The sequence below is a fragment of the Seohaeicola nanhaiensis genome (assembly GCF_042654245.1).
In the GTDB taxonomy this organism is placed as follows: Bacteria; Pseudomonadota; Alphaproteobacteria; order Rhodobacterales; family Rhodobacteraceae; genus Seohaeicola_A; species Seohaeicola_A nanhaiensis.
Genome location: NZ_JBHSGI010000009.1, coordinates 104,332 through 117,655 on the forward strand (window position 1 = coordinate 104,332; position 13,324 = coordinate 117,655).

14 protein-coding genes are annotated in these 13,324 nt (G+C 67.1%); 11 read left to right on the forward strand and 3 right to left on the reverse strand.

All coding sequences use genetic code 11. The features are described 5' to 3' along the window. Positions 1-69: 69 nt before the first annotated feature. Positions 70-1,278, forward strand: coding sequence for a PP2C family protein-serine/threonine phosphatase (locus tag ACFO5X_RS10825; RefSeq protein ID WP_380717457.1), 1,209 nt, complete (start codon positions 70-72; stop codon positions 1,276-1,278). Here ACFO5X_RS10825 and ACFO5X_RS10830 read toward each other — a convergent pair. After that, entirely contained in the window at positions 1,265-1,714 is a 450-nt protein-coding gene (locus ACFO5X_RS10830) for an NUDIX domain-containing protein (protein ID WP_380717458.1), read from the reverse strand. The two genes, ACFO5X_RS10825 and ACFO5X_RS10830, sit on opposite strands and share 14 nt — an antisense overlap. A 77-nt stretch (positions 1,715-1,791) precedes the next feature. On the opposite strand from ACFO5X_RS10830, the gene hslO reads away from it, so the two are divergent. The 7 genes from hslO to ACFO5X_RS10865 all read left to right on the forward strand — a co-directional run bounded on the left by hslO (position 1,792) and on the right by ACFO5X_RS10865 (position 10,184). Continuing rightward, on the forward strand, positions 1,792-2,784 hold the full coding sequence (gene hslO, locus ACFO5X_RS10835) for an Hsp33 family molecular chaperone HslO (RefSeq protein ID WP_380717460.1): 993 nt from the start codon (positions 1,792-1,794) through the stop codon (positions 2,782-2,784). Then, complete coding sequence (locus ACFO5X_RS10840) at positions 2,777-3,373, forward strand: CoA pyrophosphatase (protein ID WP_380717461.1); 597 nt, start codon at positions 2,777-2,779, stop codon at positions 3,371-3,373. The genes hslO and ACFO5X_RS10840 overlap by 8 nt, the downstream gene beginning before the upstream one ends. Continuing rightward, positions 3,370-4,533 (forward strand): CCA tRNA nucleotidyltransferase, encoded by a 1,164-nt coding sequence (locus ACFO5X_RS10845; protein ID WP_380717462.1) that lies wholly within the window; start codon positions 3,370-3,372, stop codon positions 4,531-4,533. The genes ACFO5X_RS10840 and ACFO5X_RS10845 overlap by 4 nt, the downstream gene beginning before the upstream one ends. Before the next feature lie 162 nt (positions 4,534-4,695). Further along, positions 4,696-6,540, forward strand: coding sequence for an ABC transporter ATP-binding protein (locus ACFO5X_RS10850; RefSeq protein WP_380717463.1), 1,845 nt, complete (start codon positions 4,696-4,698; stop codon positions 6,538-6,540). Beyond that, positions 6,537-8,369: an ABC transporter ATP-binding protein gene (locus tag ACFO5X_RS10855; RefSeq protein ID WP_380717464.1), complete on the forward strand. Its 1,833-nt coding sequence runs from the start codon at positions 6,537-6,539 to the stop codon at positions 8,367-8,369. The genes ACFO5X_RS10850 and ACFO5X_RS10855 overlap by 4 nt, the downstream gene beginning before the upstream one ends. A gap of 40 nt (positions 8,370-8,409) precedes the next feature. Beyond that, positions 8,410-9,597 (forward strand): class I SAM-dependent RNA methyltransferase, encoded by a 1,188-nt coding sequence (locus ACFO5X_RS10860; protein ID WP_380717842.1) that lies wholly within the window; start codon positions 8,410-8,412, stop codon positions 9,595-9,597. 89 nt (positions 9,598-9,686) lie between these two features. Next, on the forward strand, positions 9,687-10,184 hold the full coding sequence (locus ACFO5X_RS10865) for a L,D-transpeptidase family protein (protein ID WP_380717465.1): 498 nt from the start codon (positions 9,687-9,689) through the stop codon (positions 10,182-10,184). A gap of 6 nt (positions 10,185-10,190) precedes the next feature. Here the strand turns inward: ACFO5X_RS10865 and dalA are convergent, their stop codons facing one another. Continuing rightward, on the reverse strand, positions 10,191-10,700 hold the full coding sequence (dalA, locus tag ACFO5X_RS10870; RefSeq protein ID WP_380717466.1) for a divisome-associated lipoprotein DalA: 510 nt from the start codon (positions 10,698-10,700) through the stop codon (positions 10,191-10,193). 172 nt (positions 10,701-10,872) lie between these two features. Between dalA and ACFO5X_RS10875 the strand changes: the two genes are divergently transcribed. The 3 genes from ACFO5X_RS10875 to ACFO5X_RS10885 all read left to right on the forward strand — a co-directional run bounded on the left by ACFO5X_RS10875 (position 10,873) and on the right by ACFO5X_RS10885 (position 12,198). Then, the gene (locus tag ACFO5X_RS10875) at positions 10,873-11,478 is read left to right on the forward strand and encodes a L,D-transpeptidase (RefSeq protein WP_380717467.1); all 606 of its coding nucleotides are present in this window, start codon (positions 10,873-10,875) and stop codon (positions 11,476-11,478) included. A 136-nt stretch (positions 11,479-11,614) separates the two neighbouring features. Then, complete coding sequence (locus tag ACFO5X_RS10880) at positions 11,615-11,797, forward strand: hypothetical protein (RefSeq protein WP_380717468.1); 183 nt, start codon at positions 11,615-11,617, stop codon at positions 11,795-11,797. A gap of 221 nt (positions 11,798-12,018) precedes the next feature. Beyond that, on the forward strand, positions 12,019-12,198 hold the full coding sequence (locus ACFO5X_RS10885; RefSeq protein WP_380717469.1) for a hypothetical protein: 180 nt from the start codon (positions 12,019-12,021) through the stop codon (positions 12,196-12,198). Between the two features lie 73 nt (positions 12,199-12,271). Here the strand turns inward: ACFO5X_RS10885 and hemH are convergent, their stop codons facing one another. Continuing rightward, on the reverse strand, positions 12,272-13,321 hold the full coding sequence (hemH, locus tag ACFO5X_RS10890; RefSeq protein WP_380717470.1) for a ferrochelatase: 1,050 nt from the start codon (positions 13,319-13,321) through the stop codon (positions 12,272-12,274). Positions 13,322-13,324: the final 3 nt, after the last annotated feature.

Sequence of the window (13,324 nt, forward strand, 5' to 3'; positions counted from 1 at the left end):
GCGCGCGCCTTGCGATCCAACAAGCCATCACGGGCCCGGGCGGGGGCTGAAACAGGCTCGGTCCGGTCTGTGCTGGTGGTGGATGACAGCCGCCTGCAACGGCGCATCCTCGCGAGCCTCTTGCAGAAATGGGGGCTGTCGGTGATCGAGGCGGAAAGCGGCACCGACGCGCTGGCGATCTGCGAGGTCGCGCCGCCGGATCTGGTGCTGTCGGACTGGATGATGCCGGGGATGGACGGGCTGGATTTCTGCCGCGCCTTCCGGCGGCTGCCGGCGGAAGCCTATGGTTATTTCATCCTGCTGACCTCGAAGAGCGAGAAGATCGAGATCGCGCAGGGGCTGGACGCGGGGGCGGACGATTTCCTGACCAAGCCGGTCAACCCCGAGGAGCTGCGCGCCCGGATTTCCGCCGGTGACCGCATTCTGGCGATGCAGCGCGAGCTGTCGGAGAAGAACCGCATCATCCGCGACACGCTGGAACGGTTGCAGGCGGTGTACGATTCCATCGACCGGGATCTGAAGCAGGCGCGCAAAATCCAGCAATCGCTGGTGCCACGCCTGTCGCAGGAGTTTGGTAGCTCGCATGTCGGGCTGCTGTTGAAACCGTGCGGCCATATCGGCGGCGATCTGGTGGGCATGTTCTCGCCGCGGGCGGGGCAGCTGGCGGTCTATTCCATCGACGTATCGGGGCACGGGATCACCTCGGCGATGATGACGGCGCGGATCGGCAACTATCTGAGCGCGGTCTACTTCGACCAGAACCTGGGGGTCGAGCCGGGGGACGGCGGGTACGTCCTGCGCCCGCCCGCCGCCGTAGCGGCAGAGCTGAACGCGCGGCTGATGGCCGATACGGGGATCGAGGAGTATTTCACCATGGCCTATGCCACGGTCGATCTGGAGAGCGGGCGGCTGTCGCTGGTGCAGGCGGGGCATCCGCATCCCCTGCTGATCCGGGGGGATGGGCGGGCCGAGTTCGTCGGGACGGGCGGGCTGCCCATCGGGCTGCTGGCCGACGCGCCCTTTGCGCAGACCGAGCTGACGCTGGCGCCGGGCGACCGCCTGCTGCTGTATTCCGACGGCTTCACCGAGGCGCGGGTGCGCGGCGGCGGGATGCTGGATGCGCAGGGGCTGGTCGACATGGTGGCGCGCTGCCCGCCGAACGGGTCGGGTCAGGAGTGGCTGGAGGATCTGTTCTGGGATCTGACGGCGCAGATGGATCCGGACTGCGAGATGGAAGACGACGTTTCGGCCGCTTTGTTCGAATTCAACGCCGGTTGAGCCGGTCGAAGAGCGCGGTGAAATGCGCGTCGCCCGGATTGCCCAGCAGGGCGACGGCCTGTTCAGGCGTGGCCCAGAGCGCCTCGTGCCCCGGCTCCGAAGGCGGACCCATGCAGGCGATGGGGCGGGCGACGTAGATGGTACAGAGCTTCTCGGCCCAGAGATCGTATTCGGGCATGTAGGCAAAGCGGCGGAAGGCGGCGAAGCGGCGGGGCGTGGCGATGCGCCAGCCGGTTTCCTCGAACACCTCGCGGTGCAGCGCCGCGAGGGGCGATTCGCCCGGGTCGATGCCGCCGCCGGGCAGCTGCACCTCGGGTTCCGGTTCGGACTGATGGGTCAGCAGAAGCTGCCCGTCGAGCGGCAGAATCGCATAGGCCCCGGCGCGCCGGATATAGCGCTGGCCCGGCTCCGGCCTGTCCCCAAAACGCCTGATCATGGCCAAAACCCTTTATCCGCGGCTTGTCGCGCCTATATAGCGGCGGTATGCCAAGCCTTGGCGCTTAAGGAAACCCCATGACGTTTGGACAAAAACTCGCGTGGGACGATACCGTCCTGCCCTTTCAACTTGATGCCAGCGACATCCGCGGCCGGGTCGCCCGGCTGGATGGCGTGCTGGACGGCATCCTGAAACAGCACAACTACCCGCTTCAGGTCGAGGCGCTGGTGGCCGAGATGGCCTTGCTGACCGCGCTGATCGGCCAGACGATGAAGCTGCGCTGGAAGCTGTCGCTGCAGGTGCAGTCCGATGGCCCGGTGCGCATGATCGCGACCGACTACTATGCCCCCGAGGCCGAGGGCGAGGCCGCGCGCATCCGCGCCTATGCCAGCTATGACGCCGACCGCCTGACCGATGGCGGCGCGATGGACCAGCTGGGCAAGGGCTATTTCGCCGTGCTGATCGACCAGGGCGAGGGCACGACGCCCTATCAGGGGATCACCCCGCTGAACGGGGTCAGCCTTGCGGAATCGGCGGGCGCCTATTTCGCGCAGTCGGAACAGCTGCCGACGCGGTTCTCGCTGAGTTTCGGGCGCGCCTCGTTTCCCGGGGGCGCCGAGAGCTGGCGCGCGGGCGGGATCATGATCCAGCACATGCCCAAGGCCTCGCCCTTCGTGGCCAAGGCCAAGGCCGAGGCCGAGGGCGCGGTTCTGGCTGCGGCTGATCTGGTCGATGGCGAGGAAGGCGAGAACTGGAACCGGGTCAACATCCTGCTGGATACGGTGGAAGAGTTGGAGCTGATCGGCCCCTCGGTGCCGCCGACCGACCTGCTGGTGCGGCTGTTCCACGAGGAAGGTCCGCGCGTGTTCGATTCGACCACGGTGCGCTTTGGCTGCACCTGTTCGGAAGAGCGCGTGCGCCAGAGCCTGTCGATTTATTCGGCCAAGGACATCGCGCGGATGACCACGGACGAGGGGCTGGTGACGGCGGATTGCCAGTTCTGTTCGGCGCATTACGAGCTGGACCCGACGACGGTCGGGTTCGAGGCCAAGGAGGCCAGCAATGGCTGACGTGGCGGCGCGCCTGCGCGCGGCGGTTGCGCGCGCGGGTGCGCCCTCTTCGGATTTCGACCTGAACCCGGCCGCGCCGCGGCCGGAGGGGCATCAGCTGCGCCCGGCCGGGGTGCTGATCGGCATCGACGTGAGCGGGGCCGAACCGCGGGTGCTGTTGACCAAGCGCGCCTCGGGGCTGCTGCACCATCCCGGGCAGATCGCCTTTCCGGGCGGCAAGGCCGAGCCGGACGACGCCGACGTGATCGCCACCGCGCTGCGCGAGGCGCGCGAGGAGATCGGACTGCCGGAATCGCTGCCTGAGGTGATCGGGGCGATGCCCTCGCACGAGACGGTTACGGGGTTTCACGTGACGCCGGTGGTGGCGCTGGTGCACGAGCCTTTCGAGATCAACCTCGACCCGAGCGAGGTGGACGAGGTCTTTGCGACGCCGCTGTCGCATCTGATGGACCCGGCCCGCTATCTGATCGAGTCGCGGCGCTGGCGCGGGATGCGGCGCAGTTATTACGTGGTGCCCTGGGGGCCCTATTACATCTGGGGCGCGACGGCGCGGATGCTGCGGGCCCTGGCGGCGCAGATGCAGCCGTGACCCGCGTCGATGGCGCATGGCGGCGCACTCCGGCCACGCAGGCCGTCTGTGCCGCCATCGCCCGTGACGGCGCGCAGACCCTGTTCGTGGGCGGCTGCGTGCGCAATGCGCTGCTGGAGACGGCGGTTTCCGATATCGACATCGCCACCGACGCGACACCGCAGCAGGTGATCGCGCTGGCCGGGGCCGCCGGGATCAAGGCGGTGCCCACGGGGATCGCGCATGGCACGGTGACGCTGGTGGCCGAGGGTATCCCGCATGAGGTCACGACCTTTCGCCGCGACGTGGAGACCGATGGCCGCCGGGCGGTGGTAGCCTTTTCCAAGCGGGTCGAGGAGGACGCCGCGCGGCGCGATTTCACGATGAACGCGCTGTATGCGCGCCCCGACGGCACGCTGGTCGATCCGCTGGGCGGGCTGGCCGATCTGCGCGCGCGGCATGTGCGCTTCATCGGCAGCGCAGAGGACCGGATCCGCGAGGATTACCTGCGCTCGCTGCGGTTCTTCCGGTTTCATGCCTGGTATGGCGATGCGGCCAACGGGATGGACGCGGATGCGATTGCCGCGATTGCGGCCAATCTGGACGGGCTGGAGCGGCTGTCGCGCGAACGGGTGGGCGCGGAGACGCTGAAGCTGCTGGCGGCGCCCGACCCGGCGCCGGCGGTGGCGGGGCTGCGCAGTACCGGCGCGCTGGCGCGGCTGCTGCCGGGCGCGGATGACACCGCGCTGGGGCCTTTGGTGCATCTGGAAGCGCAGGCCGGGGTTGCGCCGGATCCGCTGCGGCGGCTGGCCGTGCTGGGCGGCGACCTGGCCGAGTCGCTGCGGCTGAGCCGCGCGCAGGCGGCGCGGCTGGAGCGGCTGCGCGAGGCGATTGGCGATGTGGCGCAGGCGGGCGAGCTGGGCTATCGGCTTGGCGTCGAGGAGGCGCGCGAGGTTCTGTTGCTGCGCCATGCGCTGATGGGCGCGCCCTGGGAGGCCGACGCGATGGCCCTGGCCGAGGCGGGGGCGCAGGCGCGGTTTCCGGTCAAGGCGCGCGACCTGATGCCGGGGCTGGAGGGCGCCGCGCTGGGCCGCCGGCTGGCCGAGCTGGAATCGCGCTGGATCGCCTCGGGATTCCGGCTGGGGCGCGACGACCTGCTGGGCGGGTCCGCGCAGGGGTGACAAGGGCGGAATTATCGGCTATCGGACGGTCATGACACGTCGGAAGGAACAGGGAATGTACCGCGGGATCTGGTTGCACTGACCTCACCCCCCGCCTTGGGGTGATCGGTCGTCTTCACCTCACAGTACATCTGCGTTCTTTTGCTCGTCAGGAGCCCCGACATGTTCCGCTATTTCGAATCCCTCGTTAACCCCTATGTCGATTATGTCGAAAAGGATGTGCCGCCGAACCGGCTCTGGCCCTTCCTGCGCGACTATTGCCAGCCGTTCTGGCGGGTCTTCTTCTGGACCGGGCTGCTGTCGGTCGTCGTGGCCGGCGTCGAGGTCTGGCTGATCTGGTACATGGGCCGGCTGATCGACCTGCTGAAGGGCGAGCCGGCGGAGGTCTGGGCGGCCCATGCGGTCGAGCTTTTCGCGGTGGGGCTGTTCGTGGTGCTGCTGCGGCCGATGCTGCATACCGTGGACGTGCTGCTGCTGAACAACGCGGTGCTGCCGAACTTTGCCACGCTGATTCGCTGGCGGGCGCACAGGCATGTGCTGCGCCAGTCGGTCGGCTGGTTCGAAAGCGATTTCGCGGGGCGGATCGCCAACCGGATCATGCAGACTCCGCCCGCCGCGGGCGAGGTGGTGTTTCACGTCTTCGACGCGATTTCCTATTCGCTGGCCTATCTGATCGGCGCGGCGGTGCTGCTGTCGACGGCCGAAACCCGGCTGCTGATCCCGCTGGCGATCTGGTTCCTGCTCTATGCGGTGCTGATCCGCTGGACCGTGCGCAAGGTCGGCCCGGCGTCGGAGGCGGCGTCGAATGCGCGGTCGCTGGTGACGGGACGCGTGGTGGACGCGTATTCGAATATTTCGACGGTCAAGATGTTCGCCGATGACGAACAGGAGCTGGGCTATGCCCGTGAGGCCATCGAGGAGGCGCGCACGACCTTCCAGGCCGAGATGCGCATCTATACCACGATGGATCTGGCGCTGGTGACGCTGAACGGGCTGCTGATCGCGGGGGTGGTCGGCTGGGGCATCGCGCTGTGGATGCAGGGCATCACCAGCGTGGGCGTGATCGCCGCCGCCTCGGCCCTTGTGCTGCGGCTGAACGCGATGACGGGCTGGATCATGTGGGCGCTGACCACCTTCTTCCGCGAACTGGGCGTGGTGGCCGAGGGGATGCGCACCATCGCGCAGCCGATCGACCTGCTGGACGCGCCGGATGCCAAGCCTCTGGAGCTGACCGAAGGGCGGATCGAGCTGCGCGAGCTGTCGCACCATTACGGGCGCGGCGCTGGCGGTCTGGACCGGATCAGCCTGACCATCGAACCGGGCGAGAAGATCGGCCTTGTCGGGCGGTCGGGCGCCGGGAAATCAACGCTGGTGAAGCTGCTGCTGCGGTTCTACGACGCGGAAACCGGGGCGATCCTGATCGACGGGCAGGACATCCGCGGCGTGACGCAGGTCAGCCTGCGCCATCAGATCGGCATGGTTCAGCAGGACAGCACGCTGCTGCACCGGTCAGTGCGGGCCAACCTGCTGTATGGCCGCCCGGATGCAAGCGAGGATCAGATGATCGCCGCCGCGAAGAAGGCCGAGGCGCATGACTTTATCCTGACGCTGCAGGATTCGGCCGGGCGCACGGGCTATGACGCCTTTGTCGGCGAGCGCGGCGTGAAGCTGTCGGGCGGGCAGCGGCAGCGGATCGCGCTGGCGCGGGTGATCCTGAAGGACGCGCCGATCCTGATGCTGGACGAGGCGACCAGCGCGCTGGATTCCGAGGTCGAGGCCTCGATCCAGGCGACGCTGTACAGCATGATGGAGGGCAAGACCGTCATCGCCATCGCGCACCGGCTGTCGACCATCGCGCAGATGGACCGCATTCTGGTGCTGGAAGACGGCCGGATTGCCGAAGATGGCGATCACGAGGCGCTTTTGGCGAAGGGCGGGCTATATGCAAGGTTCTGGGCCCGGCAGTCGGGCGGATTCCTGAACACCGACACCGAGGCGGCAGAATGAAGTTTGGCGACATGATCGACCCGTTCCGGGCGGCGGAAGGCCCGCCACCGCAGACGCTGGTCGCGTTTCTGCGGTGGAGCCTGTCCGGCGCCTGGGGCGCGTTGTGGCTGGCGACGATCCTGTCGGTGCTGGCGGGCGCGCTGGAGGCGGGAACGGCCTATATTCTGGGGAAGGTCATCGACTCGGCTGTGGCGACGGGACCGGAGGCGTTTTTCGACGGGTCGAACACGGCGGTTCTGGTGGCTTCGGTCGCGTTCTTCCTGATCGCGCGGCCGGTGCTGTTCGGGCTGTCGTCGGCATCGAACGCCATCATCGTCTTTCCGAACGTCAATCCGCTGGTGCTGTCGCGGCTGAACCGCTGGACGCTGGGGCAGTCGGTGCGGTTCTTCGACGACGATTTCGCGGGGCGGATCGCACAGAAGCAGATGCAATGCGCCCGCGCCGTGACCGATGTGGCGGTCGAGACGATCAACGTGGTGGCCTTTGCGCTGGCCTCGCTGGCGGGGTCGCTGGCGCTGCTGGCGGCGATCAACGGGGTGATGACGCTGGTGTTTCTGGGCTGGCTGGTGCTGTATTTCCTGCTGATCGCGCTGTTCCTGCCGCGCATCCGCCGGCTTGCCGCCGGGCGGGCCGGGGCGCGGGCGATGGTTTCGGGGCAGATCGTCGACACGATCACCAATATCAAGACGGTCAAGCTGTTCGCCCATGCCGAGTTCGAGGACCGGGCCGCGCTGGGGGCGCTGGCGACCTTCCGCGAGCGGGCGCTGGCGTTCGGGCATACTTCGGCGATGTTCCGGTTCTGCCTGATGACGCTGGCGGGGCTGCTGCCGGTGATACTGATCGGCGGCACGCTGTTCCTGTGGCAGCGCGGCAGCGCGACCGAGGGCGATATCGTGGCCGCCGGGGCGGTGGCGATCCGCATCGCGCAGATGACCGGCTGGGTCAGTTTCACCCTGATGGCGATCTATTCCAACATCGGCGAGGTCGAGGACGGGATGCGCACCCTGACGCCGCGCAACCGGCTGGAGGACGTTCCGGGCGCGCCGGATCTGCAGGTGCCGGGCGGGCGGATCGAATTCGATCACGTGAGCTTTGCCTATGGGCGCGAGACGGGCGGGATTCAGGACATCGACCTGACGATCGAGGCGGGCGAGAAGCTGGGGATCGTCGGGGCCTCGGGGGCCGGGAAATCGACCTTGGTGTCGCTGCTGCTCAGGCTCTACAAGGGCGAAGATGGCCAGATCCGCATCGACGGGCAGGACATCGGCGGCGTTACGCAGGAAAGCCTGCGCCGCCAGATCGGGATGGTCACGCAGGAGACGGCGATGTTCAACCGCTCGGCGCGGGAGAATATCCTGTACGGGCGGCCCGATGCGACGGACGAAGAGCTGTTCGCCGCCGCGCGCAAGGCCGAGGCGCATGAGTTCATCCTGAACCTGAGGGATCACAAGGGGCGCACGGGATACGAGGCGCATCTGGGCGAGCGGGGCGTCAAGCTGTCGGGCGGGCAGCGGCAACGGATTGCGCTGGCCCGCGCCATCCTGAAGGACGCGCCGATCCTGGTGCTGGACGAGGCGACGAGCGCGCTGGATTCGGAGGTCGAAGCCTCGATCCAGACGGCGCTGCACCGGGTGATGGAGGGCAAGACCGTGCTGGCCATCGCGCACCGGCTGTCGACGCTGTCCGAGATGGACCGGATCGTGGTGCTGGACGCCGGGCGGATCGTGGAGATCGGCACGCATGACGATCTGCTGGAGCGGAACGGGCTGTATGCCAAGTTCTGGGACAGGCAATCGGGCGGGTTCATTCAGGCCGAGGCCGCGGAATAGCGTGGTGCCGCAGCAGTTTACCATCGAGCGGCTGGGCCACATGGGCGACGGCATCGCGCCGGGGCCGTATTTCGCGCCGCGCACCCTGCCGGGCGAGGTGATCCAGGCGCGGGCCGATGGGACGCAGCTGGAGGATATCCGGATCGTCACGCCCTCGGCGGAGCGGGTCGCGCCGCCCTGCCGGCATTATCGCGGCTGCGGCGGCTGTCAGCTGCAACATGCCTCGGACGGGTTTGTCGCCGGGTGGAAGCAGGACGTGGTGCGCCACGCGCTGGCCGCGCAGGGGATCGAGACGGCATTTCGGCCGCTGGTGACATCGCCGCCGCAGTCGCGGCGGCGGGCGACGCTGGCGGTGCGCCGGACGAAGAAGGGCGCGCTGGCCGGGTTTCACGGGCGCGCCTCGGGCACCGTCGTCGAGATTCCGGACTGTCTTCTGCTGGATCCGGCGCTGCTGGCGGCGCTACCGCTGGCCGAAGCGCTGGCGCAGGCGGGGGCCAGCCGCAAGGGCGAGATGGACGTGACGCTGACGGTCACGCGGAACGGGCTGGACGTGCTGGTGACCGGCGGCAAGCCGGCGGATACGCCACTGCGCATGGTGCTGGCGGGGCTGGCGGAACAGTATCGGCTGGCCCGGATGGCCTGGGACGACGAGGTGATCGCCCTGCGCGCGCCGCCGCTGCAGGTCTTCGGTGCGGCGCAGGTCGCGCCGCCGCCGGGCGCGTTTCTGCAGGCCACGCCGCAGGGCGAGGCGGCGCTGCTGGCGGCGGTGACCGAGATCGTGGGCGATGCGCGGCGGGTGGCGGATCTGTTCGCCGGCTGCGGCACCTTTGCCTTGCCGCTGGCCCGGACCGCCGAGGTGCACGCTGTCGAGGGCGAGGCGGCGATGACCCGGGCGCTGGACGCGGGCTGGCGGCAGGCCGAGGGGCTGAAGCGGGTCACGACCGAGGCGCGCGACCTGTTCCGGCGGCCGCTGATGCCGGACGAGCTGCGCCGGTTCGACGCCGTGGTGATCGACCCGCCGCGCGCCGGGGCCGAGGCGCAGACCGCCGAGCTGGCCCGCGCGCGGGTGCCGGCGATCGCCCATGTGTCGTGTAATCCGGTGACCTTTGCCCGCGACGCGCGGGTTCTGATCGAGGCCGGTTATCGCCTGGATTGGGTGCAGGTGGTCGATCAGTTCCGCTGGTCTGTGCATATCGAGCTGGCAGCCGCCTTTCGCCTGGGCGATTGAGCGGCATTTGCCCGACCCCGCGCGAATTTGATTTTGCATGACGGGGCGCGCGAGGGTATTGCTCGCGCAAAACACGAGGGCAGAAGAGAATGAAACGCCGCACTTTCGGCCTGGGGCTTGTCGCATTGGCATTGTCGGCCTGCGCCAGCAAGTTCAGAACCTATCGCGGACCGGCCGTGACCGGCATCGTTGTCAACAAGTCATCGTCGATGATGTATCTGTTGAACGAGAGGGACGTGCTGAAGGCCTACAAGGTGAACTTCGGGTTCGCGCCAGCCGGGCCGAAGCAGTTCGAGGGCGACGGCAAGACGCCCGAGGGCGCCTATTTCATCAACCGCCGCAACCCGAACAGCGCGTTTCACCTGTCGCTGGGCATTTCCTATCCGAACGAAGCGGATGTCGAGTTTGCCAAGGCTCAGGGCAAGCGGCCGGGGGGCGATATCTTTATCCACGGGCAGCCGAACACCAACAAGAAGGCGTCGCGGCAGAAGAACTGGACCGCCGGCTGCATCGCTGTGAAGAACCGCGAGATCGAGGATATCTACGCGATGGTGCGCGACGGCACGCCGATCACGATCTATGCCTGATCGGGCCTAGTCGCCCAGAACCAGCGTCCACCAGATCTTGCCGTTGGGTTCCTGAAACCAGGAAAAGCCCATGTTGCGCGCGCGCGGCTCGAGGATGACGGCGCGGGTGCCCGGCTCTTCCATCCAGGCGCCCAGCGTTTCGAGCTCGGTCTCGTAGGTTTCCGAGATCGCCTCGCCCAGCATGGTGCCGGGGAAGCCCGCGCGGCGGACCCGGTCGATGGGCGAGGAGCCGTCCGAGCCGAAGTGCCAGGGGCGGTTCTGCACCGACATGTCGCGCGAGTGGGTGGCGGCGGCGGCGGTAAGCTGGGCGTTCATCTGCACCGGAGCCGCGCCCGAGGCGCCGCGCAGGGCGTTGATGGCGTCGAGCATGCGGAACTGGATCTTGCTCTGGTCGGCGGGGCGGATGGTGTAGACCTGCGGCAGCGCCCGGCCATCGGGGGCGATCTGGCGGGTGGGCTCGGCGCATCCGGCCAGCGTGATCGCCAGTGCCAGAAGAATCGAAACCTGCCGAACCATGTCAACGCCCCCTTAGCCGACCCGAGGCGGGATGTATCGCGCCCGCAAGGGCACCGCAAACGCACAACGGCAAAAAGATGCCATCCGGGGGTGGTTTGATTTGCGACTGAGGCATTCGGGCAATATTCAGGCAGGTGAAGTCGACGTGGCATCACGGGGACGATCACAGACCATGAAAAAGCGGCCCGAATTCACCCCTTCGCGGCGCGGTTTCATCGGTGGACTGGCCGCAATGGCCGCCGCCGGACCGACGCTGGCGCGGCAGGGGGTCAACAACGCCGAGACCACCGAGGTGGAACGCGACATCTCGCATTCGGTGCGGCACAATATCTCGAGCTTCCGGTCGCTGGAGTGGCAGCCGCATTTCAGCACCCTGTCCAAGGGTGCGATTCTTGTCGATATCACCTCGCGCGCGCTGCACTTCTGGACCGAGGAGGGCACCTATTACCTGTTCCCCTCCAGCGTGCCGCTGACCGAGGATCTGACGCGGCGCGGGCGGACGAGCATCGTGCGCAAGGTCGAGGGGCCGGAGTGGCGGCCGACGCCGTCGATGCTGGAGCGCAATCCGGAATGGCCGAAGTATATCCCGCCGGGGCCGGACAACCCATTGGGAACGCATGCGCTTTACCTTAGCTGGCAGTACTACCGGATTCACGGCACGCATGACACGCGCAAGATCGGGCGGCGGTCGTCGAATGGCTGTATCGGGCTGTATAACGAGCATATCGCCCGGCTGTACGGCATGACCTCGGTCGGAACGCAGGTGTTGCTGATTTGACGCGATTCCGGCGCCTTGCAGAGCGCGGCGTCATGCTCCGCTTTGGGGCCGGGGGATGGGGGTCGCTATACTTGCCGGTACCCGCGCTCGGGTGCGTCATCTGGATGGTCAGGTGGCGCCACACTTGGAGGTCACCATGAAGAAGCTCGCTCTTGCCGCCACCCTGGCGGCTGCCGCCACCACCGCCAGCGCCGGCGGCATGGCCACGCCGGTCGTTCCGGCGCCGGTCGTCGTCAGCAACACCCAGGGGTCGTCCAGCGGCATCCTTCTCCCCCTGATTCTGCTGGTTCTCGTGGCGGCTGCCGTCGCCTCGAACTGACGTTTTCGCGCAGGTCCCTTCCCGGACGGCGGGCTGTCTGCCGTCCGGGTGATCATCGCGCCCCAGAGTGTTGCCAAATTGACGACATTTGCCACGCGCTGTGTGATCGGCCATGAACAACCATTTGCAATCCCTCCGTTTTGCTGGTTAGAAAATCCATACGAGGTACGTCTATGTACGCGATTCAGGATGCTGTTTTCGCGTCGAAACTGGAGGTTAACATGAAGAAACTCGTTCTCGCCGCCACTCTGGCAACCGCCGCATCGACCGCAACTGCTGGTTCGATGGCACCGGTCGTCGTTGAGCCCGTCGTCGTTGCAGAAACCAAGGGTTCGTCGAGCGGCATCCTGCTGCCGCTGATCCTGCTGGTTCTGGTGGCAGCTGCCGTCGCTTCGAACTAAGAAGCACGACAGACCAAAACTAAAGGCGGTGGGTCAAACCACCGCCTTTTACTTTTTCAGGGTGTCGGCACCTTCAGCCGACCCAGCCCTGCAGGTTTTCCGCGATCACCTGCGTCAGCGCCGCGACATGGGCGTCGTCGTCGTTGAGACAGGGAATATAGGTGAAGGACTCGCCCCCGGCGTGTTCGAAGCTTTCGCGGATCTCGCCGTTGATCTCTTCCAGCGTCTCGATGCAATCGGCCGAAAAGGCGGGCGCGATGACGGCGATGCGTTTGGTTCCGGCCTTTGCCAGGCGCGCGACCTCTTCGACGGTATAGGGTTTCAGCCACTCTTCGGGGCCGAATTTCGACTGGAAGGTGGTGGCGAGATCGCCTGACTGCCATCCCAGACGCTCTTTCAGGAGGCGCGTCGTTTTCTGGCATTGACAGTGATAGGGGTCGCCTTCGGTCAGATAGCGTTCGGGCATCCCGTGGTAGGAGCAGACCAGGAGGTCGGGCCGCTGGTCGAGCGCCGCGTAGGCGCGTTCGACCGATTGCGCGAGGGCGTCGATATAGGCGGGATGGTCGAAATAGGCAGGCACCGTGCGGCTGGCCGGCTGCCATTTCTCGGCCATCAGGGCGCGGAAGAAGGCATCGTTGGCGGTGGCGGTCGTCGCGCCGGCATATTGCGGATAGAGCGGGAAGAACAGGATGCGGCTGCAGCCCTGCGCGACCATCTCGCGCACCTTGGCCTTGGTGGCGGGGTTGCCGTAGCGCATGCAGAAGTCGACCTGCACCTGATCGCCGAATCGCTGCGAGACGGCCTGCGCGATCTTGGCCGTCTGCGCCTTGGTGATGGTCATGAGCGGACTTTCGCCGGCCTCGTGGTTCCAGATCAGCTTGTAATTCGCGCCGCTGGAGAAGGGTCGTTTTGTCAGGATGACGGTCTGGAGCAGCGGCTGCCATTTCCACGGCGCATAGTCGATCACCCGGCGGTCCGAGAGAAACTCGTTCAGATAGCGGCGCATCGACCAGTAGTCGTAATTGTCCGGAGTGCCGAGGTTGGCGAGAAGGACGCCGATCTTCTGGCGTGGCAGGGCGGGGTGGGTCTGTGGCGCGTGGGCCGGTCGCTGTGCATCGGGCATCGA